The organism is Herminiimonas aquatilis, from assembly GCF_042665175.1.
Lineage (GTDB): Bacteria > Pseudomonadota > Gammaproteobacteria > Burkholderiales > Burkholderiaceae_D > Oxalicibacterium > Oxalicibacterium aquatilis.
On the sequence record NZ_JBHTCC010000001.1, the window covers coordinates 1,118,329 to 1,143,388 of the forward strand.

Genomic DNA, 25,060 nt, shown 5'->3' on the forward strand with positions numbered 1-25,060 from the left:
TGATGTCCGCGCACCCGAACAACTGACAAATGGTGATGCGAATAACGCACGCGACCAGATTCAAACGCCCTTGTCATTCGGATGCTTGAATGCCTCTTCCAGCGCAGCTGGCATAGGGAAATTCAAATTCAATTTCCTCGGCGGTATCGGTGCCATGAACCACTTTGCATAAATCTGATTGATCTCGCCGGAACGCATGACGTCGCCGACGGCCTTGTCCACCAATGCCTTGAACTGCGGATCATCCTTGCGCAACACCATGCTGTAAGGCTCCTGACGCAGGGACTCCGGCAATATTTTGTAGTTTCCCGGCCGCTTGGCGTTGGCAATCTGTCCGGCCAGCAAAATGTCATCCATCACAAATGCCGCGGCTCTGTCTTCCGCCATCAGCAGGAAGGATTCCGCATGATCCTTGCCGTAGATTTCCTTGACGCTTACTTCCTTGCCACTTGGATCCTTACCTTTCTGATAGCTGCGCAACAAAGGGACGGATGTCGTACCCGATGTCGTCGATACAGTCTTGCCATTCAGTTCTGCAATCGTATTGATGTTCGAGGTCTTTTTCACCGCGGCAGTGACATTGATCAGGAAATAAGTCGGGCCAAACGCAACCTGCTTTTGGCGCGCCACCGAATTGGTGGTAGAGCCACATTCCAGATCGATAGTGCCATTCTTGAGCAAGGGAATGCGGTTGCTGGATGTAACCGGCTGCATACGGACTTTCAAGCCGGGCATGTTGAGGTCATGCTTGACCGCGTCAACAATCTTCATGCAAAGATCCATTGCATAGCCTATCGGCTCTGCACGATTGTCCAGGTAAGAAAATGGAATCGAAGATTCGCGGTGACCGATGGTCATGGTGCCGGTCTGCTTGATCTTCCTCAAGGTACCGGTCAATTCCTGCGCTTGCACGACAGGCGCGGTGAATGCAAGCAGCATCCCGCTCATCAGCAGTGCAAATAATCTGGTTCGTTTCATGCTGCCTCCTCAAGGGTTGGCAAAACTGCGGAATCGGATGAGGTTTGCGGCCAGCCAGTGCGCGTGACGTGAGGGCTGCATTACATTGGGACTCGCGTCAATCAAGCACTGAAGCACTGAATCGAAGAATAACATTCGCGTGCAATTGCGCCAAGATGGCTTATCTATAGAAGAATAACGATCGCCATTATCGATAGATAGTTGCGACTTCCATATTCAAAGTTTCATGATATTTGACGAACTGCACGTTACCACGCATCCGTTTGAGCCGTGCCGTCGATGTCGTCGCGTTCAAGCGGCGAAGAAACCGGCACCTCCTGACGCGCTTGCTGCCGTTGCCACATCTGTGCATAAGCGCCGTCTGCCATCAGCAATTGCGCATGCGTGCCGCGCTCGACGATGCGACCGTGATCCAGCACCAGTATCTGCGCAGCATCCACTATCGTCGACAAACGATGCGCAATGACGAGCGTGGTTCTATCCCTCGCGATCTCCTTCAACTGCGCCTGAATTGCCTGCTCGGCTTTGGAATCGAGTGCCGAAGTCGCTTCGTCAAAAATCAAAATGGCCGGATGCTTCAACAGGGTGCGTGCAATGGCTACCCGCTGCTTTTCTCCACCGGATAACTTCAAGCCGCGTTCACCGACCATCGTGGCATATCCATCCGGCAGCGATTCTATGAAGTCGTGTATGTAAGCCGACTTGGCCGCCGCAACAATGTCGTCCTTGCTCGCACCTGGCTTGCCATACGCGATGTTGTATTCGATCGTATCGTTGAACAACACCGTATCCTGCGGCACGATCCCTATCGTCTGCCGCAAGGAAGCCTGCGTTACATCTCGCACATCCTGACCATCAATCAGAATTGCTCCTGCATTCACGTCGTAGAAGCGAAACAGCAAACGCGACAAGGTCGATTTGCCGGACCCGCTATGTCCAACCACAGCTGTGGTGGTCCCGGCCTCAATCGTGAAGTCGACATCGAACAATATCTGCCGCTTGGCTTCATAACTGAATTCGACATGCGAGAAGCGCACTTCTGCCCCCCGCACCACCACCGCTTTCGTATCCGGCTTGTCGGCAATTTCCCTGTTCTGGTCCAGCAGCGCAAACAGGCGTTCCATGTCCGCCAGACTCTGCTTGATCTCGCGGTAAATCACGCCAAGAAAATTCAAGGGAATATAGAGCTGGATCATGAATGCATTCACCAGTACCAGATCACCTAGCGTCATCGAGCCATCGATGACGCCGGCAGTAGCACGCCACAGAATCAGGGTGACAGCGACAGCGATAATGCTGGACTGGCCGGTATTCAATACCGACAGGGAAGTCTGCGATTTGACCGCCGCGCTTTCGTAATGTTTCAGACCTTCGTCGTAACGCCTGGCTTCGTAATCTTCATTGCCAAAATATTTGACCGTTTCATAATTGATCAGGGAATCGATGGCCTTGGTACTTGCCTTTGAATCCAGATCATTCATCGTGCGACGGAAATGCGTGCGCCATTCGGTCACAATCACTGTAAAGGCGATATAACTAACCAGCGCCACGGCCGTGATAATCGAAAACCACATGTCGTAATGCAGAATCAGATAACCCAACACCAAAACAATTTCCACCAGCGTCGGCAGAATGCTGAACAGCGTGTACGAAACCAGTGATGAAATGCCGCGTGTGCCGCGCTCTATATCGCGCGTCATGCCCCCGGTCTGGCGATTCAGATGGAAGCGCAACGACAACGAATGCAGATGGCGAAAGACCTGCAATGCAATCGTGCGCACCGCACGTTGCGTCACTCTCGCGAAAGTGTATTCACGCAACTCGGTGAACAGGGTCGTCGAAAGGCGCAGCAAACCGTAGGCGACCAACACCCCTAACGGCAATACCAGCAAGGCTTGCGGACTGGCGGGATTGATGGTCAGACTATCGATCAACCGCTTCAATACCAGCGGTACGCCAACGTTGGCAAATTTTGCGGCAATCAGAAACAATAGCGCCAATGCCACGCGCCACTTATACGTCCATAAATACGGAATCAAGGTCTTGAGCGTGGCCCAATCATTGCGATCAGTAGGTGGTGGAGCTGGCTCGGCAGAAGGCGAAGAACGGCGCATGAAGTGGAATTTCGTCAGAGGGTTATGCTTCAGATTCAGGATTGTAGCGGGAATCCCCCAAGCACCGCAGGTAGAAGACGATATCGCCTGCATTCGTATCCGTGCACCAGTTGGACCCAGAAACCCTGCGTAAGCACAGAGTAAGCATAAGCGACCAGAATCGTCTGAACGGGAGAACATATGGCCAGCGAACACCACACAAACCTGCCTGCGGGCAAGATTCCACAAATGCGCGTGGTACCCATGCCGCACGACTCCAATATGCATGGCGACGTGTTTGGCGGCTGGATCATGGCACAAGTCGATCTGGCCGGTGCCGTATGCGCGACACGTCGCGCAAATGGACGCGTCGTCACGATTGCGGTGAATTCGTTTTTATTCAAGCATCCGGTATTCGTCGGCGACCTGCTGTCCATCTATGCCGACATCGTCAAGGTCGGCCATACATCGATCACCGTGAATGTGGAGTGCTATGCGGAGCGCAATCGCCTGGAAGTCGAAATCGTCAAGGTCACCGAAGCGACGCTGACCTATGTTGCGACCAGCGATGACCGCAAACCACGGCCATTGCCACCGCCTATTACGACCACCGAGTAAGCGGCAATATCCGTCTCATCTGCAATCGCACAACAAGATTGCGGATGAAGGGAGCGTCATACCTTCATCCTATAAAAATATCGCCAGCACATACGGTGCAAGCTGATCAACTCAACTTCAACTCGTCACGCAGTTCACGACGCAATATTTTTCCGACATTCGATTTCGGCAATTCAGTACGAAACTCGACGGATCGCGGCCTCTTGTAACCAGTAAATTCTTCCTTGCAGTACGCCAGCAAATCTTCTTCCGTCAGATTCGGATCCTTGCGTACAACAAACAGCTTCACAGCCTCGCCCGTATGCTCATCCGGCACTCCTATGCAGGCGCACTCCAGCACACCGGGATGCGCTGCCACTACGCTTTCGATTTCGCTCGGGTAGACATTGAAGCCGGAGACCAGAATCATGTCTTTTTTGCGATCGACAATTTTGGTATAGCCGCGCGCATCCATGATGCCGATGTCGCCGGTTTTGAAAAAACCATCGGCCGTCATCGATTGCGCTGTTTCCACCGGATTATTCCAGTAGCCGGCCATCACCTGCGGCCCACGGATTGCAATCTCTCCGGCGACACCAAGGGCAACCTCATTATCGCTACCATCGATAATTTTTATTTCGGTAGAAGAGACCGGCAAACCAATGGTGCCGGAAAACTCGGTCGCGGCAGCAGGATTAGAGGCTGCGACCGGTGAGGTTTCCGACAAACCGTATCCTTCGATAATGGAAACGCCGGTAATTGCACGCCAGCGGTCATTGACCACCTTCTGCACTGCCATGCCGCCACCGTTGCAGAGCTTCAGTTCAGAAAAGTCGACTTTGGCAAAATCAGGATTATTCAGCAAGCCGTTGTATAGCGTATTCACCGCCGGCAGCAGGTTGATCTTGTACTTCATCAACTCTTTGACCAATCCTGGAATATCGCGCGGATTCGGAATCAGGATATTCATCACGCCGAGTCGCGTACCCAGCATGCAGCAGGCCGTCAGCGCGAAGATGTGATAAAGCGGCAGCGCGCATACGAAGTTGAAAGTTTTCCCCGGCGGCTCTTTGCTTAATACAGGCCAGATCCAGGCTTCGTTTTGCAATACATTCGCGACAATATTTCGATGCGTCAGGACCGCGCCTTTCGCCGTACCCGTCGTGCCGCCGGTGTATTGCAAGAAGGCGATGTCATATGCGCCCAGCACCGGTTTTTGCAAGCTCATGCCGGAAGCTTGCGCCAGTACCTCACTGAAGGCCACTGCTTGCGGCAGCGAAAACGCTGGCGCCATCTTCTTGACGTGTCGCACGACAAAATTGACGATAGCGCCTTTCACGCCGCCCAACATATCGCCCATCGTCGCAACCACTACATGCTTGACCTGCGTACTGCCGATGACTTTTTCCAGCGTGGTCGCGAAATTCTCCAGGATGATGATGGCCTCTGCGCCTGAATCTTCCAGTTGATGTTGCAGCTCGCGTGGCTTGTACAAAGGATTGACGTTGACCACTACATAACCCGCACGCAGAACCGCCGCAATCGCTATCGGGTATTGCAGAATGTTCGGCATCATCAACGCGACGCGCGCGCCTTTTTGCATGCCGGTACTCTGCAGCCATGCGCCCAGCTTCTGCGATAGCGCATCAACTTCACCGTACGTGATGCGCTTGTCCATGCAGACATAGGCATGACGATCGGCGTATTTGCGAAACGACTCTTCCAGCAACTGCACCAGTGAATCGTATTGAGTGAAATCAATCTCGGCGGGCACGCCTTCTGGATATGACTGCAACCAAAACTTGTCCATTTCCACCTCTGTCTCTGTTGTTTGAGTTGTCATTCGAGTTGGCCCGTGTTCGGCACTCTTGCTGCAAAGCGGCTCGTGCATTTATATATTACTCGTTGAAACAATCATGTCACGGCTGCGCAATGAATGCAAACCCCTGCCGGGGTTCATCAGGATTGCCATCCTCTGCCAAGGGCATGGTGATGGCCAAAGCCGCCAGCTGCTTGTGGCGGTCCGCTTTTTCGGTAAGCGTAAGCGCAATCACGGCGCGATAAAAATCAGTGAAATTTCCTTTTCCACGCAGTAGTGCGGCAAATCCTGGCACCAACTCATGATAAGTTGCGATCGACGCCAAATGCGCATTGGATAATGGTTCAGAAAACCAGCGATCATATCCGGCAAACCCATGCCATGAGGTTTTCAATATCTGATACTCGCGCTGCAGGTCGCTAAATATCTCTGCTTTGCGGCGACGTTTTTCATCGTCGCGGGTACCGCTGGCGTAATTGGCCACGAGCATGGCGCGATAGCGCAGCAATAAATCAAGGAATTCTGTTCGACGCGCTTTGAATTCAGCGTAAAGACGCATTGTATGGACATCCCCATGCAAGGCAAACCAGCGCTCAACGCCAGCCTCCTCTACCGCCGTTGCAAACGATTCATTGAATTGCGTATCGTCTTTTACGTAGACGACCTGATGTGCCAGCTCATGAAAGATCAAGCGCGCCAGCTCAGCATCGGGATACCGAATAAAGGTCGACAGAACAGGATCATTGAACCAGCCCAGTGTTGAATAAGTCGGCACGCCTATGACCTGCACATCATAACCATCGGCGCGCAGCCTGTCGGCAAACTGCTGTGCGTCGTCCTTGCTGTAATAGCCGCGATAGCTAACGCAACCTGCAACCGGAAAACACCACTGCAAGGGGTGCAATGACAACTCGGGAGTGGCGACGACATTCCATAGCGCAAACGAGCGCCCTAAATCGGCATAATTTTTATAACTTGGATTGTCGGGCAAGCCCAGCTCGCTAACTGCAAACTGGCGTATCTGCCTTACCTTTGTCAGGCGCCGCCTGAGCTTGTCATCCAGATCTGGCTCAAGCAAAAGCTCATCGATCGGTTTTGCCGAAGACAGGAGTGACAGCTGACCGTGCGTTGCTTGCGCGTAATAGCCCAATTGCGCGCAACCGCCAAGTAGCATTGAGCATAGACAAACTAGAACAGTACGCACAGCCGACATCGACAAACCAGTTAGTGCTGCGAATCGCATCATCAATTCCGCCCATCTGTTAAAAAATGACCTTGTGTGTTTGTGGCCAATTCATGTCGCCGCGAGCATTCTGGCATGACTTTTCCTCCACTCGCGCTTACAGGTCATATACCCATTCGCGCTAGATAAAGCCGGACAATAACATCAACGATTTGAGTTGGCGTAAGATAGACAACTACGCGCGCAATCGCGCAAACCCAGACATCCGGCACACGGTAACAATGTGGAGACAGTATGAAGTTGATCGACCCTCTCATCGAATTTCACCAAGAATTACAACGCATACGTCGCGAGATTCATGCCAATCCGGAACTGTGTTTTGAAGAGCGCGAAACTGCAAATCTGGTCGCAAAGAAACTGACTGAATGGGGCATCCCGATCTTGCGCGGCATGGGCGTTACCGGCGTCGTTGGCATCATCAAGAACGGCAGCAGTGACCGCGCGATTGGCTTGCGCGCAGATATGGACGCGCTCCCCATGCAGGAAATCAACACCTTCGCGCATGCATCGCGCAATGATGGAAAAATGCATGCGTGCGGACATGACGGCCATACCGCGATGTTGCTGGGCGCCGCACATTACTTATCCCGCAACAAGAGTTTCGACGGCACCGTATATGTAATTTTTCAACCGGCTGAAGAAGGTGGCGGCGGTGCGAAGCGCATGATAGATGACGGCTTGTTTACGCAATGCCCGATGCAGGCCGTGTTTGGCATGCATAACTGGCCCGGGATTCCGGTCGGTGAATTTGGCGTGACCACCGGTCCCATGATGGCATCCAGTAACGAGTTTGAAGTGATTGTCAGCGGCAAGGGATCGCACGCGGCACAGCCGCACAAAAGCGTAGATCCGATCATGGTCGCGGTACAGATTGCGCAAAGCTGGCAAACCATCATCACACGCAACAAGAGTCCTATTGATGCTGCCGTGTTATCGATCACACAAATCCATGCCGGTAGTGCGACCAATGTGATTCCGGACCATGCCTCGCTGATAGGCACCGTGCGCACCTTCGATCTGAAGGTGCTTGATTTGATCGAAACCCGCATGCGTGCAATTGCAGAGCACACGGCAGAAGCCTTTGATGCAACAGTCGATTTCCGCTTTCATCGCAACTACCCGCCACTGATCAATCATGCAAAAGAAACTGCATTTGCAGTTGAAGTATTGCAATCGATAGTGGGTGACGAAAAGGTCAATGCGAATGTTGAGCCGACCATGGGGGCCGAAGACTTTGCCTACATGTTGCAAGACAAACCCGGCTGCTATGTTTTTATCGGCAATGGCGAAGGTGATCACCGTTCGGCAGGACATGGACTCGGCCCCTGCAATCTGCACAACCCAAGTTATGATTTCAATGATGATTTGCTACCTATCGGCGCGACTTACTGGGTGCGCCTGGCGGAAACCTTCCTACGACAAAAATAGATTGCTATCGTCGGCATTGCTGCGTCCAACATTGCGCTGGCGCAGCAATGCATTAGCCTGGGTCCTTAGCACGACAATCTGCTTGTCCTAAGCAACTGGATATCCCCCTGCTGCCGATCCTGCGCAGTGCCTGTATCGACCGCCTTGCAAGCGTCAATATCGCGCTTGCAAGGCGGTCAGAAAAACGAAAATATCAGGATGGGGAAAGACGGCTTAGCGCGCATCGTCCAATGCCTGTAAATCGGACAGTTCTTCACTTGGCGTGAGTTGGATATCACGATACCAGGCCTCTACCGTTTCACCGGTATTATCCGTATCAGTCAACACACCGACCGCTATCAACCGACCCGGCTTTTCGCCGAACGCACGTTCGTAATCAGCCGCGATATCACGTGAAAATGCACGCCACTCACCCACCCCATCTTTGCCCGTCGCGACCACAATCATCTTTACGCGACCTGTACGCGCATTAGAAATGACTGTGTCCACCGGTGTCTTCCTGGCGCGGATGTACATCAACGTTGCATACGGAATTTCGCGGCCGGTAATGGCACGCGCGGTTTCAAACATGATTTGATCTGCAAACGGTAAATCATCCTTGTTGCCATCGAATCCGAGAATAATGCGGGCCGGGGCATCTTCACGAGCGCGATCATGATTATCGGCTGATTCAACCAGACGACTGATGCGCCACTCCCACGTCAGGCGCGAATCTCGCAGCGGATCAATGCTCAGTTGCTGCATCAAGCCGGAGGCGGCGTTAGCCGCGCGCGCATGCAAAACCTTCTTTCCTTGATCGGAAACCAGTGCGTATTCGGTACGCCGCTTGTTGCGATTGAAGAGCATGGGCTCCCACTCGGGCGACAAGACATCACTTTGATTTTCCGAGAAGGCGGCGATCTGCTCATCCTCTTCAATGACGCTCTCGTCGTCCAGTTCAGCCGCGCTCGCAGCCGTCGATGCAGGCATGTGCGTGCAAGCGGCAACCCCGGCCAGCATTGCAGCGCAAAAAATAGCCCGAAGAATTTTGGACTGTAACAGCCACTTCATTTTTTTGTATTCATAGTCATGATGGACATACGACAAACTCACTTAAGTTGTCCCGATTTATCGAACGCTCGACTTGCTCCCGATTTTGCTGCTTTGAATTGTATATTGTCTGTGCGTAGTTTCATGTACACCAAACGTGCTGGCATGCGCATTCGCAACAAACTGCCAGCGTATCTTGTGATGCTTCACCACACTCTCGCGGTGCGCAATACTGAGTATCAATGACTCTGGCAGTTCCTGCATGATTAATTGATAAACAAGTTCTTCTGCTTCCGTATCCAGTGCGCTGGTCGCCTCATCCAGGAACAGACCATCCGGGCGCGTCAACAATGCACGTACAAAAGCGACCCGTTGCTGCTCGCCCGGCGACAGGCGTTGCCCCCAGTTGTCGGCGTGATCCAGCAGCGGTTTCAAATGCGGCAAATTGCACAAGTCGAAGTAATGATGAATGGCCAAATCCGTATAGCTCATCTCACTTGCTGGATAGGCCACGGCCGCACGTAAAGAGCCGATGGGTAGATAACTTTTTTGCGGCAGGAAAAGCAGCTTCCAGTTTTGCGGGATTTCGATACTGCCGCTACCGTAAGGCCAGATACCGGCAATCGCGCGCACCAATGTCGATTTGCCGCAACCGGAAGGCCCGGTCACAATTATGTGCTGACCCATTTGAATATCCATCGCCGATACCGCAGCCAATGCATGTCCATCAGGCACACTCAACTGCAAGCGATCCAGCAGAATCGCACCGACGTTATTCACCGAAACGGCGATACCGTCGTCCTCGACATCGACATCATCCAACGCTGCATGAAAGCCTGCAAGACGATTGACGCTCGCCTTCCATTCCGCCAGATCGCTAAAGGCGGATACGAACCATGACAATGCGCCTTGCACCTGGCCGAAGGCAGAACTGATCTGCATCAATCCACCGAGGGTAATCGCACCGGAAAAATAGCGCGGTGCGGCCATCAGGAAAGGGAAGATAACGGCGAACTGCGAATAAAAAGTCGACACCAGATTCAACATCTTGGTGGTACGCATAATGCCCCACCAATTGTCGCGTATGCGCTGGAAACGCCCATGCAACTGCGCTTTCTCTTGCGCTTCGCCGTGATATAGAGCGACTGCTTCTGCATTTTCCCGTACACGTATCAGATCAAAACGGAAATCCGCTTCAAAGCGCTGCTGCATGAAGTTCTTTGCAACCAGGGGCCGACCTACCCAGCCAACTGCCAACGATCCCGCCAATGCATAGGCAACTGCAAACCAGACCATGTAGCCGGGAATCGTGATTTCCTGAGAGGACAGCATGAAAGAAATAGGTCCGCTGACCGACCACAGTATGCCCACGAAGGACAGCAAGGTCACCACGCTGGACAACAAACCAAGTGACAGCGACAAGGCACCGCTACACAGCAGATTCAAATCCTCGGCTATGCGCTGATCAGGATTATCTGCAGATTGCTTTTGCTCAATCCTGTAATACGCTTGATGCTTTAGCCAGCGCGCCATGTACTGCGTCGTCATCCACTCGCGCCAGCGCATCTGCAAAGACTGCGTCAGATAAATACGGTAGACGGCAATCGCGATGAAAGAAAATGCCAGGTAGGAAAAGCGCCAAAGCTGGTCCTTGAAAACCGTATAGTTCTTGGTCTCCAGTGCGTTATAGAAATCGCGATTCCAAGCATTGAACAGTACTTCCAGATATACCATCCCCAATGCGAGCGCGACGATTGCCAGCAGCAGGCCGCGGGCTTTCCATTTTTCTTCAGAAACCCAATACGGTTGAATCAAGCGCCAGACCTGGCGTCTATGGATACGTTCTTGCGGCAGAGGAGTCGTGTGCATGCGTGGATCGCGTGAAGAAAAGGAATGAAGGAAAACGCATGAGAAAAACGCACAGGCAATCTGTGCGTTTTCACTGACGGTTCACGATTTCAAACTTTATTTCAAATCTCGTTTCAAGTTTATCCCGGCAATTGATCCTCAATGCTGCCGAGGCGCTGGCCAGGATTGTTTTGTTCAAGTGCCAACAGGACCGCAGATTGATCTGCCTGAGGTGCCTGCTGCAATACACGTTGATAATTTTCCGTTACCAGTTCTGTCACCGGCAAACGCAATCCGGCATTGGCAGCCGCGATCAACACATTTTCCAGATCCTTGAACTGGCTCTTGACCTGACCGCCAGGCATGAAGTTGCGTTCCAGCATACGCTGGCCATGAACTTCCAGAATACGGCTTTCTGCAAAACCGCCACGGATTGCCGCACGTACCGCAGTAGGATCAGCGCCACCGGCTTGCGCCAACAACAAAGCCTCGGCCACAATATTCAAGGTGCCGCCTACGATCAATTGATTGCACAGTTTGGCAATCTGGCCGCAACCGGCAGGACCGACCAGCGTAGGACGTCCCATCACTGTCAATACGGCTTCCACCTCGGCAAAATCTTCCGCACGGCCGCCAGCCATGATGGCCAGCGATCCGGCTTGCGCACCGACCACACCACCAGAAACTGGCGCATCGATAAAGCGCGCGCCATGTTGGGCGAGTAAAGCATGCGCATCCTGTGCTTCGGACTGCCGTGTGGAGCTCATGTCAATCAGCAATGCGCCGGGGCGCAAACCCGGCAATGCTGCGGCAATCACTTGCGCAACGATAGGGCCAGCTTCCAGCATCGTGATAACGATATCTGCAGCGGATACCGCATCGGCAACGTGTTCTTCCACTTTTGCGCCCAGCGACACGAGCTCATCTGCCTTGCTGCGCGTGCGATTCCATGCGATGACCGTGTAGCCCGCCTGCAGCAAACGGCTAGCCATGGGCTTGCCCATCAAGCCTATGCCAAGAAAGGCAACTACTGGTTTCGTGGTCAGCTCGGTTGCAAGCTCCGTTTTCGGCTCCGTTGGAGACCGATGTAAATCAAACTGCGTCATGCTTCAAACTCCTTATTGCTCATATTTTCACTGCATAATGGCGCATTCTCCCCACAAAAAGCAACAGCCATGTCGACGGAAAAGATACGCGCCATCCTGAACACACCCATGCAGTTAGGCGAATGCCCACTTTGGCATGTGCAGGAAGCCGCGTTGTACTGGATAGACATCGATGGCTGCTCGGTACATCGCTACGATCCAGTCAGCGGCGCGCATCGCAATTGGCCCATGCCATCCGAACCCGGGTGTATCGCAATCAATGCGACAGGCGGCCTGATCGTTGCGTTGCGCTCTGGTATGGCGTTGCTGGATACGGTTAGCGGTGAGCTCAGCAAACTGGCCGATGCGCCGTATGATCAAGCAAGCACGCGTTTTAACGATGGCCGTTGCGATGCTGCCGGGCGTTTGTGGGTGGGCAGTATTTACGAGCCACGCGATCATCCGCATGCTGCCTTGTATTGCATAGAGCATGGCGCGATCCGCGATAGCGGAAAACGAGCAACCGTGTCGAACGGTGTTGCATTCAGCCCGGACAACAAAACCTTGTATCACGCTGACACCACTTCACATCGCATCCACGCCTATGAATTCGATGTTGCGACAGGCGTGCTGGGCGGCAGCCGATTGCTGAAGCAATTCTCAACCGACAAAACCCATAATTACGGCGGTCGGCCCGATGGCGCTGCGGTTGATAGCGAAGGCGCGTATTGGTCTGCGATGTATGAAGGCGGCCGGCTCGTGCGTCTTGCACCCACCGGCGAGTTGCTCGCGGAAATTGCATTGCCGGTGCGCTGCCCGACCATGATGGCGTTTGGTGGCGAGGATATGCGCACTTTGTACATCACCACAGTCAGCAAGAACCGGTCTGCTGCCGAACTACAACAGTACCCGCTGTCCGGCTGTGTCTTGAGCATGCGCGTCGATGTGCCGGGGCTAGCCGAACACGTCTATCTTCCGTGAGATATCCGCTCCAATAATGCGCAAATTCATACTCGCCATCGATCAGGGCACGACCAGTTCCCGCGCGATTTTATTCAATCACGCAGGTCAGATTCACGGCACTGCGCAGCAAGAGTACGCGCAGATATTTCCCGAGCCGGGCTGGGTCGAACACAACGCCAATGACATCTGGCATAGCCAGCTCGCTGTCGCAAGACAGGTATTAAAGGAGCACGATCTCAATGCGACTGACATCGCCGCGATCGGCATCACCAATCAACGCGAGACTACGGTGTTATGGGATCGCAAAACAGGTGAACCGCTAGCCAATGCAATCGTCTGGCAAGACAGGCGCACGGCTGCGCTGTGCGACCAATTGCGAGCTGAAGGCAAGGCGGCTTTGTTTCAACATAAGACAGGCTTGGTATTGGATTCGTATTTTTCAGGGACCAAGCTGAATTGGCTGTTGAAAAATGTGCCGGGCGCGCGTGCGAAAGCAGAGCGCGGCGAGCTGGCGTTCGGCACTATCGATAGCTGGCTGATTTTCAAATTGAGTGGCAAGCATGTCACCGATACCAGCAATGCATCACGCACCTTGCTCTTTAATATCCACAGCAAGCAATGGGATGATGAGCTGCTCGGTTTGCTGGATATCCCGCGCACCTTATTGCCGGAAGTCGTCGCCAGCAGCGGCGTCGCTGCATATACCTATGACGCATTATTCGGCGCACCAATTCCGATTGCGGGCATTGCCGGCGATCAGCAAGCCGCCACTTTTGGACAGGCTTGCCATCAGGCAGGAATGGCAAAGAATACATATGGTACTGGCTGCTTCATGCTACTCAATACTGGCACACAGGCGATCACCTCAAATAACAATCTGCTGACAACTGTAGGTTGGACGCTGGACAGCGGCAAGGAGTTGCGCACCGATTACATGCTCGAAGGCAGTGTGTTCATGGCCGGCGCCATTATCCAGTGGTTGCGCGACGGCTTGGGGATCATCAGTAGCTCAAATGAAGTAGAAGCTCTCGCCGCCAGTGTTCCGGACAATGGCGGCGTCGTTTTTGTGCCTGCGTTCAGCGGCCTGGGGGCGCCGTACTGGGACGCTTATGCACGCGGCATGATTATCGGCATGACGCGCGGCAGCAGCAAGGCGCACATTGCACGCGCAGCACTGGAGAGTATTGCCTATCAGTCGGCAGACCTGCTACAGGCAATGCAAAAAGACGCGGGGATTGCTTTGCACGAGTTGCGTGTCGATGGCGGCGCGGCGCGTAACGACTTGCTGATGCAATTCCAGGCTGACATTTTGAACGTGCCGGTGATCCGGCCTGTCGTTACCGAAACCACTGCCTTGGGTGCGGCGTATCTTGCGGGCCTGGCGGTATCATTCTGGTCCTCTACGGAAGAAATTTCTGCGCAATGGCAGATGGATAAATGCTTTGTGCCACGTATGCGACAAGACGAACGTGAGCATAGAATGAACACTTGGCACAAAGCAGTGCAACGCTCCCAAGCGTGGGACGAATAGATTTCATAACGTTCAACACCCATCAACGCGCATCAATCCGCCAATTAAAAAGGGCCGACATGCATGTCGGCCCTTTTACAAGACTGCGATTTTTTATCTCCTGTTCTGCATCGAATTAGTTTGCCGAATGCGTCAACTATCAGGATGCGTTCACAGTCTATTTACTCACTCAACAGCCAGCCACAAGAACGTCAGACCTACACCGATTGGAATGCCAAAGCGTTGCAGCTTGCTTGCATTTTCCTTGGCAACCACCTCCACCGGCAAATCCGTTAATGCCATCACCTTGGCAACGACCGAACCTTCGAAAAATCTCGACAGTGCATTCTTCCGGGTTGTCCCCATAACGATTTTTTGTGACTGAGTCTTTTGAGCGCAGGCGACAATAGCTTCTGCGGCATCACCTCTGTCCATATGAACCACATGGTCTACGCCGGCCTTGGACAGCAGATCAACCGCACCTTTCAGTGCCTCTTCCGCGCGTTCTTGCTGGAACAGCCGGACATTGTGCGAAGGCACAAAGCGCGTCAGATATTTCGATAGACGGGGTTGAACATTGGTCAGGTTCACGTTGATCAACTCGTCATGCAAAGCACGATATTGAATAACGTATTCCACTGCCCGCAATGCATTCCTTGAGCCGTCGACAGGTATGAGAATGTTTAGCATGATGATCTCCTCGCAATGTATAAACGTTAGTAATTTTTGTGAACGTCTTTCATGGATGTCTTGGCTTCCCCTCCCTGTGGTTCGGTTTTATAGGTACATCTCTAAGCACACCACTTAGTACGACCCCACTTATAAGAAGGCCGTAGAGCAACCAGCTTACAATCGGATTTTGTGTAAAAAATCCATTCAGGACAGGCTCTTGCACAATCATCTTGGCGGCAGTCCATGCGAGTACTGCTGCGCCCACATAAATAATGACCGGGTATCGTTCCACCCATTTCAAAATCAAGGTGCTACCCACAATCATGATCGGCACACTGATCAACAAGCCTGTGATCACCAACATGAATTCGCCTTGCGCCGCACCAGCCACACCGAGCATGTTGTCCATTCCCATCACTGCATCTGCAATCACAATGGTACGAATCGCAGCCCACAATCCGATTCGAGTGCCCGATATGCCAGGCTCCTTCTTTTTCTCATGCACCGGACCGAGCAACTTGTAGGCTATCCACACCAATAAAACGCCGCCGACAAGCAAAAGGCCAGGCACATTCAACAACCATACGATGGCTAGCGTCATGACGATGCGTATGACCACGGCTCCTATCGTGCCGCCAAGAATCGTAATGCGTTGCAAGTGTTGCGGCAATTTACGTGCAACCAATGCGATGACGATCGCGTTATCCCCCGCCAGCACAAGATCGATAACGATGATCGCCAGCAGCGCGGAAAAAAATTCGGCCGAGAATAGATCCATTTTCTCCTCCAGCACCGTCATCGCTCGCTTACGGACATCACAAAACTTCTGAGCGAAAAAAAACCTTTACCTGTACTCGGTAAAGGTCTCGCCACAACATACTGTTGTCTGCAGGCCGGGGAATTTCCCGTAATGACGGCTTTTGCAGTGAGGCTACTCCCCTTTAAGGGAACTACTTGTTTTCAACATAGGCCACTGGATACCGCCTGTCAATATATTTATTAAGATAACGTTAAATATTAATTAATGAAATCTTAATTAAATTGCAGATTTGAAAGGTGACGGCGCTATTTAAGACAAGTTTCACCTGGTGCTAGCGAATTTTATATGTCGGCTCTTAATTGGCCGCACCGCAACTGCAAGAGTGCGCAACCTAGGCTCCACATGACTGCAGGCCAACACAATTGTGAGTAAGTCCCACCATCGGCTATTTCGGCTTGAGCGAGCAACGCGTGTTGACGCAAAATGGTATGCGATGGCGCGTACACAGTCGGCACCCGAACAGCGTAGATGATTTTTTGGAGGAGCTTGGTGAGTAACTTTCGTTCTGCGTTTCTCAGTTTCAGCCTGCGCGTATTCTTCTTTCACACAAATGAAAAATGCCTTGCACGAAACCGCGCAAGGCATTTAATTTTTGGTGCTGATGAGGCGAATCGAACACCCGACCTACTGATTACGAATCAGTTGCTCTACCAACTGAGCTACATCAGCGAAGCCGAGTATTCTACCAATAAATCAGACATAGCTGTTAGTGCAAAAGCTGTTTCGTCTGGATTTCATTGGCACTCTACTTAAAAAGCAACCTTTGAGCGGGGCGATAAATCAAAGCCCACAGAATCTACCGGCATGACTTGAGGCCTGAATCAATGCTACGTCATCTCGGTTGAAGCCTGTTTACCCTAGAGGATTAAGATTATTGTGACGCCTGATCTGATCGAGTCCGACCTGAAATGAGGTGATTAAGCTAGTAAAAGCACATCCCGATCTGAGGGTCTTCTATTTCTGCAGGGTGTTTATGCGGAAGGGGATTTGAATTTATCGTGTGCGAGGAATATTTCGCGTAAAAGCAAAAACCCCCGACCAGATTACTGGAAGGGGGTTTTCTAATAAAAGCCTGACGATGACCTACTTTCACACTGGTTGCAGCACTATCATCGGCGCAAATTCGTTTCACGGTCCTGTTCGGGATGGGAAGGGGTGGTACCAAATCGCTATGGTCATCAGGCATAACTTGTAGCGTTCGCTGCCGTCGTCGTTATTCTGACGTCGTCAACAAACCAATCTGGAAGAAGTAAAGATCACACTGAGGTCATGGGTGATGACGACAGCGGTTTTGATTGCACGAATCAAATCGCACACACGTTACTTGTATGCCTATGACCTGCTAAGGTTATAGGGACAAGCCTTACGGGCAATTAGTACTGGTTAGCTTAATGCATTACTGCACTTCCACACCCAGCCTATCAACGTCCTGGTCTCGAACGACCCTTTAAAGAGCTCAAGGCTCTGGGAAATCTCATCTCAAGGCAAGTTTCCCGCTTAGATGCTTTCAGCGGTTATCTCTTCCGAACTTAGCTACCCGGCAATGCCACTGGCGTGACAACCGGTACACCAGAGGTTCGTCCACTCCGGTCCTCTCGTACTAGGAGCAGCCCCCTTCAAATTTCCAACGCCCACGGCAGATAGGGACCAAACTGTCTCACGACGTTTTAAACCCAGCTCACGTACCACTTTAAATGGCGAACAGCCATACCCTTGGGACCGGCTACAGCCCCAGGATGTGATGAGCCGACATCGAGGTGCCAAACTCCCCCGTCGATATGAACTCTTGGGAGGAATCAGCCTGTTATCCCCAGAGTACCTTTTATCCGTTGAGCGATGGCCCTTCCATACAGAACCACCGGATCACTATGTCCTACTTTCGTACCTGCTCGACTTGTCAGTCTCGCAGTTAAGCACGCTTATGCCATTGCACTATCATCACGATGTCCGACCGTAATTAGCGTACCTTCGAACTCCTCCGTTACACTTTGGGAGGAGACCGCCCCAGTCAAACTGCCTACCATGCACTGTCCCCGATCCGGATAACGGACCAAGGTTAGAACCTCAAACAAACCAGGGTGGTATTTCAAGGTTGGCTCCACGAGAACTAGCGTCCCCGCTTCAAAGCCTCCCACCTATCCTACACAGATTGGTTCAAAGTCCAATGCAAAGCTACAGTAAAGGTTCATGGGGTCTTTCCGTCTAGCCGCGGGTAGATTGCATCATCACAAACATTTCAACTTCGCTGAGTCTCGGGAGGAGACAGTGTGGCCATCGTTACTCCATTCGTGCAGGTCGGAACTTACCCGACAAGGAATTTCGCTACCTTAGGACCGTTATAGTTACGGCCGCCGTTTACTGGGACTTCAATCAAGAGCTTGCACCCCATCATTTAATCTTCCAGCACCGGGCAGGAGTCACACCATATACGTCCACTTTCGTGTTTGCATAGTGCTGTGTTTTTATTAAACAGTCGCAGCCACCAGTTTATTGCAACCCTTTCGTCCTCATGCAGTAAAGCAATCAAACTACAAGGGCGTACCTTATCCCGAAGTTACGGTACCAATTTGCCGAGTTCCTTCTCCCGAGTTCTCTCAAGCGCCTTAGAATACTCATCTCGCCCACCTGTGTCGGTTTGCGGTACGGTCTCGTATGACTGAAGCTTAGAGGCTTTTCTTGGAACCACTTCCGATTGCTTCGTGAACAAGTTCACTCGTCTCGACCCCTTGAATTACGCTACCGGATTTGCCTAATAGCCTTCTACAAGTCAAGAACAGGCTCTTCCAACCGCCTGACAACCTTCCGCGATCCGTCCCCCCATCGCATCATACGACGGTGCAGGAATATTAACCTGCTTCCCATCAGCTACGCATCTCTGCCTCGCCTTAGGGGCCGACTCACCCTGCTCCGATGAACGTTGAACAGGAAACCTTGGGCTTTCGGCGTGGAGGCTTTTCACCCCCATTATCGCTACTCATGTCAGCATTCGCACTTCTGATACCTCCAGCATCCTTTACAAGACACCTTCGCAGGCTTACAGAACGCTCTCCTACCATATGTGTAAACACATATCCGCAGCTTCGGTGACTGGCTTAGCCCCGTTACATCTTCCGCGCAGGACGACTCGATCAGTGAGCTATTACGCTTTCTTTAAAGGATGGCTGCTTCTAAGCCAACCTCCTGACTGTTTTAGCCTTCCCACTTCGTTTTCCACTTAGCCAATCTTTGGGACCTTAGCTGGCGGTCTGGGTTGTTTCCCTCTTGACGCCGGACGTTAGCACCCGACGTCTGTCTCCCAAGCTCGCACTCATCGGTATTCGGAGTTTGCAATGGTTTGGTAAGTCGCGATGACCCCCTAGCCATAACAGTGCTCTACCCCCGATGGTGATACTTGAGGCACTACCTAAATAGTTTTCGGAGAGAACCAGCTATTTCCAAGTTTGTTTAGCCTTTCACCCCTACCCACAGCTCATCCCCTAATTTTTCAACATTAGTGGGTTCGGTCCTCCAGTGCGTGTTACCGCACCTTCAACCTGGCCATGAGTAGATCACTTGGTTTCGGGTCTACACCCAGCGACTGAACGCCCTATTCGGACTCGATTTCTCTACGGCTTCCCTATACGGTTAACCTTGCCACTGAATGTAAGTCGCTGACCCATTATACAAAAGGTACGCAGTCACGGAACAAGTCCGCTCCTACTGTTTGTATGCACACGGTTTCAGGATCTATTTCACTCCCCTTCCGGGGTTCTTTTCGCCTTTCCCTCACGGTACTGGTTCACTATCGGTCGATATCGAGTATTTAGCCTTGGAGGATGGTCCCCCCATGTTCAGACAGGATTTCTCGTGTCCCGCCCTACTTGTTGCAAGCTTAGTTCCACACTGGTCATTTCGTGTAAGGGGCTATCACCCTCTATGGCTGCACTTTCCAGAGCATTCCACTATATCCAATGCTAAAACTTGCGGCTGCTCCCATTTCGCTCGCCACTACTTTGGGAATCTCGGTTGATTTCTTTTCCTGCAGCTACTTAGATGTTTCAGTTCGCCGCGTTCGCTTCACACACCTATGTATTCAGTGAGTGATGACCACAAGGGCCGGGTTTCCCCATTCGGAAATCTGCGGATCAAAGTGTGTTTGCTCACTCCCCGCAGCTTATCGCAAGCTACTACGTCCTTCATCGCCTGATATCGCCAAGGCATCCACCATGTGCACTTATTCGCTTGTCCCTATAACGTTAGCCTCTCAGTCGTTTGCACTTCCAAGAGACGGTCATAAGGCAAACAAGTACTACGTGTTTGCTTGTATTGGCACTAGATTGCTCTTTCGAACAACTGATCGCCAATACTATTTGATTTGATACAATCAAAACCCATCAGCGCATCTCAACAATGCTTGCGCATCATTGGTTTGCACCAATAAATCTTTACTTCTTCCAAATTGTTAAAGAACAAAAACAGCTAATGATCTATCTAAAAGATCAAACCTAAATTACGTCAGCTCTCACTGATCAACTTAGGTTTGACATCTTGGTGGAGGTTGACGGGATCGAACCGACGACCCCCTGCTTGCAAAGCAGGTGCTCTCCCAGCTGAGCTAAACCCCCGAAACCGGTCATACATATCTTGGTGGGTCTGGTTGGGCTCGAACCAACGACCCCCGCGTTATCAACACGGTGCTCTAACCAACTGAGCTACAGACCCGTTTGGATCAGTACCAACCAACCATACGCAAGCTTCTGCGTATCGCCGACATTCACTGTTCTTTTCTTATTAACTAGTCGATAAGTGTGGACGCTTAACTTTCACGCAAACTCTAGAAAGGAGGTGATCCAGCCGCACCTTCCGATACGGCTACCTTGTTACGACTTCACCCCAGTCACGAATCCCACCGTGGTAAGCGCCCTCCTTACGGTTAGGCTACCTACTTCTGGTGAAACCCGCTCCCATGGTGTGACGGGCGGTGTGTACAAGACCCGGGAACGTATTCACCGCGACATGCTGATCCGCGATTACTAGCGATTCCAACTTCATGTAGTCGAGTTGCAGACTACAATCCGGACTACGATACACTTTCTGGGATTAGCTCCCCCTCGCGGGTTGGCGGCCCTCTGTATGTACCATTGTATGACGTGTGAAGCCCTACCCATAAGGGCCATGAGGACTTGACGTCATCCCCACCTTCCTCCGGTTTGTCACCGGCAGTCTCATTAGAGTGCCCTTTCGTAGCAACTAATGACAAGGGTTGCGCTCGTTGCGGGACTTAACCCAACATCTCACGACACGAGCTGACGACAGCCATGCAGCACCTGTGTTACGGTTCTCTTTCGAGCACTCCCTGATCTCTCAAGGATTCCGTACATGTCAAGGGTAGGTAAGGTTTTTCGCGTTGCATCGAATTAATCCACATCATCCACCGCTTGTGCGGGTCCCCGTCAATTCCTTTGAGTTTTAATCTTGCGACCGTACTCCCCAGGCGGTCTACTTCACGCGTTAGCTGCGTTACCAAGACAATTAAGTCCCGACAACTAGTAGACATCGTTTAGGGCGTGGACTACCAGGGTATCTAATCCTGTTTGCTCCCCACGCTTTCGTGCATGAGCGTCAGTGTTATCCCAGGGGGCTGCCTTCGCCATCGGTATTCCTCCACATCTCTACGCATTTCACTGCTACACGTGGAATTCTACCCCCCTCTGACACACTCTAGCCGGGCAGTCACAAATGCAATTCCCAGGTTGAGCCCGGGGATTTCACATCTGTCTTACCAAACCGCCTGCGCACGCTTTACGCCCAGTAATTCCGATTAACGCTTGCACCCTACGTATTACCGCGGCTGCTGGCACGTAGTTAGCCGGTGCTTATTCTTCAGGTACCGTCATTAGTGATCTGTATTAGAGTCCACCGTTTCTTCCCTGACAAAAGAGCTTTACAACCCGAAGGCCTTCTTCACTCACGCGGCATTGCTGGATCAGGCTTTCGCCCATTGTCCAAAATTCCCCACTGCTGCCTCCCGTAGGAGTCTGGACCGTGTCTCAGTTCCAGTGTGGCTGGTCGTCCTCTCAGACCAGCTACTGATCGAAGCCTTGGTAGGCCTTTACCCCACCAACTAGCTAATCAGATATCGGCCGCTCCATGAGCATGAGGTCTTGCGATCCCCCACTTTCATCCGTAGATCGTATGCGGTATTAGCGCAACTTTCGCTGCGTTATCCCCCACTCTAGGGTACGTTCCGATATATTACTCACCCGTTCGCCACTCGCCACCAGGAGCAAGCTCCCGTGCTGCCGTTCGACTTGCATGTGTAAGGCATGCCGCCAGCGTTCAATCTGAGCCAGGATCAAACTCTTCAGTTCAATCTCTGTTTTATGTCATTGCTGACATGGTTCTTTCGAACCGGTCGCTCACTCAAAATACTGACAGGTACTTTCGTTTAACCGAAAGTATCTATATTTCTTTGTGAGCATTTAATATTTAAAGTTATGACAGCGAATAAATTCACTGCCGCGCTTCCATTAAACGCCCACACTTATCGACTGTTAATTTTTAAAGAACTTCTTGCCTGCTTCGCTGTTTCAGCGACGCTGCGAATCGTTTTGTTCGTCAGCAGCAGAGAGATGAGATTATGTGGCATGTCTTCGTTTTCGTCAACATCTTTTTAAGAAACTTTTTAAAAAGATTCGTTTTAAATTCCTTCAAAACGACTGACCAAAAACCCAACTACTACCACCTCTTCTACACCCCCATCACTTCTCAATTCAGCTCGCTACACTCTGCGTTTCGCTGCTTGTTCTGCGACGGGAGCCGAACTATAGCAAAGCATTTCAAACCTTGGCAAGTACTTTCGCGTAAATAGTTTATTTCTTTTGAAATTACTTTTTACACAGGCCTCAGACGTTCTTGAATTTCGCTGCGCGCTTCTCTACAAACGCACGCATTCCTTCTTTCTGATCTTCTGTTGCGAAGGTGCTATGAAAGAGTCTGCGCTCAAATTGCACGCCTTCGGCGAGCGTGGTTTCATAGGCGCGATTGATGGATTCCTTAATCATCATGACCATAGGCAGGGACATATTGGCAATGACCGTTGCAGCAGCCAATGCTTCTTCTTGCAACTTGTCCGCAACAACTACGCGCGATACCAAACCAGCACGCTCCGCTTCTGCTGCATCCATCATCCGCGCCGTCAAACACATATCCATCGCCTTGGATTTCGACACCGAACGTGGCAAACGCTGCGTACCGCCTGCTCCCGGAATGATGCCGAGCTTGATTTCAGGCTGGCCGAACTTCGCAGTATCCGCCGCAATAATAAAGTCACACATCATGGCCAGCTCACAACCACCACCCAGCGCATAGCCGGCAACTGCCGCGATCACCGGCTTGCGCACACTGCGGATCTGCTCCCAGTTACGCGTAATGTAATCGCCCTTATATACATCCATATAAGAGTAGGTCGCCATAGCGCCAATATCGGCACCGGCAGCAAAGGCTTTATCACTACCGGTGATGATCATGCAACCGATGTCATCGTCAGCATCGAACGATTGCAGGGCCAAACCCAATTCATCCATCAACTTGTCATTGAGTGCATTCAATGCCGCCGGACGATTAAGGGTGATAAGGCCGACCTTGCCATGAATCTCAACGAGAATATTTTCGTATTGCATGAATAACTCCTGAAAAACCTGCACTCAATATAAGCAAGACATCATTTCGGCAACAATACCCACATCTCGCCGCGCTGCTTCATACGACCTGCCTGCTCACCGGCTTCGGCACCAAACCCCCAGAAATAATCAGCACGCACTGGGTTCTTGATTGCACTACCGGTATCCTGCGCCATGACGAGGCGACGCAATGGCGTTTTGCTGGCCGGCAGCGTCGCCACCAGAAAGACTGGCGCGCCCAGCGGTATGAATTGCGGATCAACCGCAATCGACCGCTGCGGCGTCAAAGCCACCCCCATGGCGCCTTTAGGCCCGACATTGGGATCCGTTACTTTCTCTTCCTTGAAAAAGACATAGCTGGGATTGGCGTTCAGTAATTCTTGCTGGCGCTTGGGATTGGCCTTTAACCAACCCTTGATGCCCTGCGCAGATGCCTGATCCAGGGTCAGCTCGCCTTTATCTATCAGATAGCGGCCAATCGATTTGTATGGGTGGCCGTTCTGATCTGCATAGGCAATCCGTACCTGTTCTTTGCCATCGTCCAGCTGCACCCGGCCCGAACCCTGCACTTGAAGGAAAAAAGCATCAATAGGATCATCGACCCACACAATTTCTTTGCCTAACAAGGCATTTGACTGACTCAACTCCCCACGAGATGGATAAGCGACGACTTTATTACCAACCAAGCGACCGCGCACACGCTGACCTTTCAATTCCGGGAAAACACTGGTCAGATCGATCGTCAGGATATCGTCCGGTGCGCGATGCAAAGGCGTTTGATACTTGCCGCCACGTTTACGCGAACCTTGCAACAAGGGCTCGTAATAGCCAGTCACCGTGCCATACAAGGAGCCGTCCGGATTCGATACGCGATAAGGCTGGAAGTAATTCTCGAAAAATTGGCGCACCGCGTTCTCGTCATTCCCGTCTAAATTTGCTGCAATCGCGCACGCAGACTTCCAATCGGGGCGTCGTATCATCACTGCGCAAGAAGATAAAAAAGCGGGTAAGGCCTCGCGCTGATCGTCATTTTTCCATCCGGGCAAAGCTGCAAACGTCACGGGGCGCAATGCAGGATTGATCTCCGTGCGCGGCAAGCCGGGCAGATCGCCCGGCGGGATGGCCGGCTTGGCTGGCTTCACCGGGGCAGACGGCTCCACGACAATCGGCTGCTCAGGAGGACGCACGGCAGAACATGAAACAAGAACAAACAAAATGGATGCGAGTAAACTAAGGCGAATAAATGACATGGGAGTAATTGGCAATGTGGCTATTATTTGTTGAAGCGGGAATCGCGCTGTTCTTGTTGATCTT

The 25,060-nt window shown here is 51.9% G+C and carries 15 protein-coding genes, 3 tRNA genes and 3 rRNA genes; 4 read left to right on the forward strand and 17 right to left on the reverse strand.

The window, feature by feature from the left end; translation table 11 throughout:
• Nucleotides 1-60: 60 nt before the first annotated feature.
• On the reverse strand, nucleotides 61-978 hold the full coding sequence (locus ACFQO0_RS05135; RefSeq protein WP_382232946.1) for a transporter substrate-binding domain-containing protein: 918 nt from the start codon (nucleotides 976-978) through the stop codon (nucleotides 61-63).
• Between the two features lie 248 nt (nucleotides 979-1,226).
• Complete coding sequence (locus ACFQO0_RS05140; protein WP_382232947.1) at nucleotides 1,227-3,092, reverse strand: ABCB family ABC transporter ATP-binding protein/permease; 1,866 nt, start codon at nucleotides 3,090-3,092, stop codon at nucleotides 1,227-1,229.
• Nucleotides 3,093-3,272: 180 nt separating this feature from the next.
• Here ACFQO0_RS05140 and ACFQO0_RS05145 point away from each other — a divergent pair, with 180 nt between their 5' ends.
• Complete coding sequence (locus ACFQO0_RS05145) at nucleotides 3,273-3,689, forward strand: acyl-CoA thioesterase (RefSeq protein ID WP_382232948.1); 417 nt, start codon at nucleotides 3,273-3,275, stop codon at nucleotides 3,687-3,689.
• A 106-nt stretch (nucleotides 3,690-3,795) separates the two neighbouring features.
• On the opposite strand, the gene ACFQO0_RS05150 is transcribed toward ACFQO0_RS05145, so the two are convergent.
• Together ACFQO0_RS05150 and ACFQO0_RS05155 are read right to left on the reverse strand one after the other, a co-directional pair.
• Complete coding sequence (locus ACFQO0_RS05150) at nucleotides 3,796-5,478, reverse strand: long-chain-fatty-acid--CoA ligase (protein ID WP_382234029.1); 1,683 nt, start codon at nucleotides 5,476-5,478, stop codon at nucleotides 3,796-3,798.
• A gap of 109 nt (nucleotides 5,479-5,587) precedes the next feature.
• Entirely contained in the window at nucleotides 5,588-6,733 is a 1,146-nt protein-coding gene (locus tag ACFQO0_RS05155) for an aminopeptidase (RefSeq protein WP_382232949.1), read from the reverse strand.
• A gap of 231 nt (nucleotides 6,734-6,964) precedes the next feature.
• Here ACFQO0_RS05155 and ACFQO0_RS05160 point away from each other — a divergent pair, with 231 nt between their 5' ends.
• Nucleotides 6,965-8,158 carry a M20 aminoacylase family protein gene (locus tag ACFQO0_RS05160; protein WP_382232950.1) on the forward strand — a complete coding sequence of 398 codons (1,194 nt, stop codon included), beginning with the start codon at nucleotides 6,965-6,967 and terminating at the stop codon, nucleotides 8,156-8,158.
• Between the two features lie 213 nt (nucleotides 8,159-8,371).
• Here the strand turns inward: ACFQO0_RS05160 and ACFQO0_RS05165 are convergent, their stop codons facing one another.
• From ACFQO0_RS05165 to ACFQO0_RS05175, 3 genes are all read right to left on the reverse strand, one after another.
• A complete protein-coding gene (locus tag ACFQO0_RS05165) occupies nucleotides 8,372-9,127 on the reverse strand; it encodes a DUF3047 domain-containing protein (RefSeq protein WP_382232951.1) in 756 nt (251 codons plus the stop codon).
• Nucleotides 9,128-9,265: 138 nt separating this feature from the next.
• A complete protein-coding gene (locus ACFQO0_RS05170; RefSeq protein WP_382232952.1) occupies nucleotides 9,266-11,056 on the reverse strand; it encodes an ABC transporter ATP-binding protein/permease in 1,791 nt (596 codons plus the stop codon).
• 119 nt (nucleotides 11,057-11,175) lie between these two features.
• Nucleotides 11,176-12,141, reverse strand: a complete 966-nt coding sequence (locus ACFQO0_RS05175) for an NAD(P)-dependent oxidoreductase (RefSeq protein ID WP_382232953.1) — start codon at nucleotides 12,139-12,141, stop codon at nucleotides 11,176-11,178.
• A 69-nt stretch (nucleotides 12,142-12,210) separates the two neighbouring features.
• On the opposite strand from ACFQO0_RS05175, the gene ACFQO0_RS05180 reads away from it, so the two are divergent.
• Together ACFQO0_RS05180 and glpK are read left to right on the forward strand one after the other, a co-directional pair.
• The gene (locus tag ACFQO0_RS05180) at nucleotides 12,211-13,101 is read left to right on the forward strand and encodes an SMP-30/gluconolactonase/LRE family protein (RefSeq protein WP_382232954.1); all 891 of its coding nucleotides are present in this window, start codon (nucleotides 12,211-12,213) and stop codon (nucleotides 13,099-13,101) included.
• A gap of 16 nt (nucleotides 13,102-13,117) precedes the next feature.
• On the forward strand, nucleotides 13,118-14,614 hold the full coding sequence (gene glpK, locus ACFQO0_RS05185) for a glycerol kinase GlpK (protein WP_382232955.1): 1,497 nt from the start codon (nucleotides 13,118-13,120) through the stop codon (nucleotides 14,612-14,614).
• A gap of 165 nt (nucleotides 14,615-14,779) precedes the next feature.
• Here the strand turns inward: glpK and ACFQO0_RS05190 are convergent, their stop codons facing one another.
• From ACFQO0_RS05190 to mltA, 10 genes are all read right to left on the reverse strand, one after another.
• Nucleotides 14,780-15,283 (reverse strand): universal stress protein, encoded by a 504-nt coding sequence (locus ACFQO0_RS05190; RefSeq protein WP_382232956.1) that lies wholly within the window; start codon nucleotides 15,281-15,283, stop codon nucleotides 14,780-14,782.
• A gap of 49 nt (nucleotides 15,284-15,332) precedes the next feature.
• Entirely contained in the window at nucleotides 15,333-16,043 is a 711-nt protein-coding gene (locus ACFQO0_RS05195; protein WP_382232957.1) for a TerC family protein, read from the reverse strand.
• A 635-nt stretch (nucleotides 16,044-16,678) separates the two neighbouring features.
• Nucleotides 16,679-16,754 (reverse strand) — tRNA-Thr (locus tag ACFQO0_RS05200).
• A 401-nt stretch (nucleotides 16,755-17,155) separates the two neighbouring features.
• Nucleotides 17,156-17,268, reverse strand: a 5S ribosomal RNA gene (gene rrf, locus ACFQO0_RS05205).
• 169 nt (nucleotides 17,269-17,437) lie between these two features.
• Nucleotides 17,438-20,312: ribosomal RNA gene (locus ACFQO0_RS05210) — 23S ribosomal RNA — on the reverse strand.
• A gap of 301 nt (nucleotides 20,313-20,613) precedes the next feature.
• Nucleotides 20,614-20,689 (reverse strand) — tRNA-Ala (locus tag ACFQO0_RS05215).
• Nucleotides 20,690-20,709: 20 nt separating this feature from the next.
• Nucleotides 20,710-20,786 (reverse strand) — tRNA-Ile (locus tag ACFQO0_RS05220).
• 116 nt (nucleotides 20,787-20,902) lie between these two features.
• Nucleotides 20,903-22,435, reverse strand: a 16S ribosomal RNA gene (locus ACFQO0_RS05225).
• Together the 16S, 23S and 5S rRNA genes with 3 tRNA genes alongside form the textbook arrangement of a ribosomal RNA operon.
• Nucleotides 22,436-22,969: 534 nt before the next feature.
• Complete coding sequence (locus tag ACFQO0_RS05230; RefSeq protein ID WP_382232958.1) at nucleotides 22,970-23,746, reverse strand: enoyl-CoA hydratase; 777 nt, start codon at nucleotides 23,744-23,746, stop codon at nucleotides 22,970-22,972.
• 41 nt (nucleotides 23,747-23,787) lie between these two features.
• Complete coding sequence (mltA, locus tag ACFQO0_RS05235) at nucleotides 23,788-24,996, reverse strand: murein transglycosylase A (protein WP_382232959.1); 1,209 nt, start codon at nucleotides 24,994-24,996, stop codon at nucleotides 23,788-23,790.
• Nucleotides 24,997-25,060 lie beyond the last annotated feature (64 nt).

Excerpts from the sequence above, each read along its gene's own strand:
- ACFQO0_RS05135 (WP_382232946.1), bottom strand. The coding sequence starts at position 978 with ATGAAACGAACCAGATTATTTGCACTGCTGATGAGCGGGATGCTGCTT.
- ACFQO0_RS05140 (WP_382232947.1), bottom strand. The coding sequence starts at position 3,092 with ATGCGCCGTTCTTCGCCTTCTGCCGAGCCAGCTCCACCACCTACTGAT.
- ACFQO0_RS05145 (WP_382232948.1), top strand. The coding sequence starts at position 3,273 with ATGGCCAGCGAACACCACACAAACCTGCCTGCGGGCAAGATTCCACAA.
- ACFQO0_RS05150 (WP_382234029.1), bottom strand. The coding sequence starts at position 5,478 with ATGGACAAGTTTTGGTTGCAGTCATATCCAGAAGGCGTGCCCGCCGAG.
- ACFQO0_RS05155 (WP_382232949.1), bottom strand. The coding sequence starts at position 6,733 with ATGATGCGATTCGCAGCACTAACTGGTTTGTCGATGTCGGCTGTGCGT.
- ACFQO0_RS05160 (WP_382232950.1), top strand. The coding sequence starts at position 6,965 with ATGAAGTTGATCGACCCTCTCATCGAATTTCACCAAGAATTACAACGC.
- ACFQO0_RS05165 (WP_382232951.1), bottom strand. The coding sequence starts at position 9,127 with ATGCCTGCATCGACGGCTGCGAGCGCGGCTGAACTGGACGACGAGAGC.
- ACFQO0_RS05170 (WP_382232952.1), bottom strand. The coding sequence starts at position 11,056 with ATGCACACGACTCCTCTGCCGCAAGAACGTATCCATAGACGCCAGGTC.
- ACFQO0_RS05175 (WP_382232953.1), bottom strand. The coding sequence starts at position 12,141 with ATGACGCAGTTTGATTTACATCGGTCTCCAACGGAGCCGAAAACGGAG.
- ACFQO0_RS05180 (WP_382232954.1), top strand. The coding sequence starts at position 12,211 with ATGTCGACGGAAAAGATACGCGCCATCCTGAACACACCCATGCAGTTA.
- glpK (WP_382232955.1), top strand. The coding sequence starts at position 13,118 with ATGCGCAAATTCATACTCGCCATCGATCAGGGCACGACCAGTTCCCGC.
- ACFQO0_RS05190 (WP_382232956.1), bottom strand. The coding sequence starts at position 15,283 with ATGCTAAACATTCTCATACCTGTCGACGGCTCAAGGAATGCATTGCGG.
- ACFQO0_RS05195 (WP_382232957.1), bottom strand. The coding sequence starts at position 16,043 with ATGGATCTATTCTCGGCCGAATTTTTTTCCGCGCTGCTGGCGATCATC.
- ACFQO0_RS05230 (WP_382232958.1), bottom strand. The coding sequence starts at position 23,746 with ATGCAATACGAAAATATTCTCGTTGAGATTCATGGCAAGGTCGGCCTT.
- mltA (WP_382232959.1), bottom strand. The coding sequence starts at position 24,996 with ATGTCATTTATTCGCCTTAGTTTACTCGCATCCATTTTGTTTGTTCTT.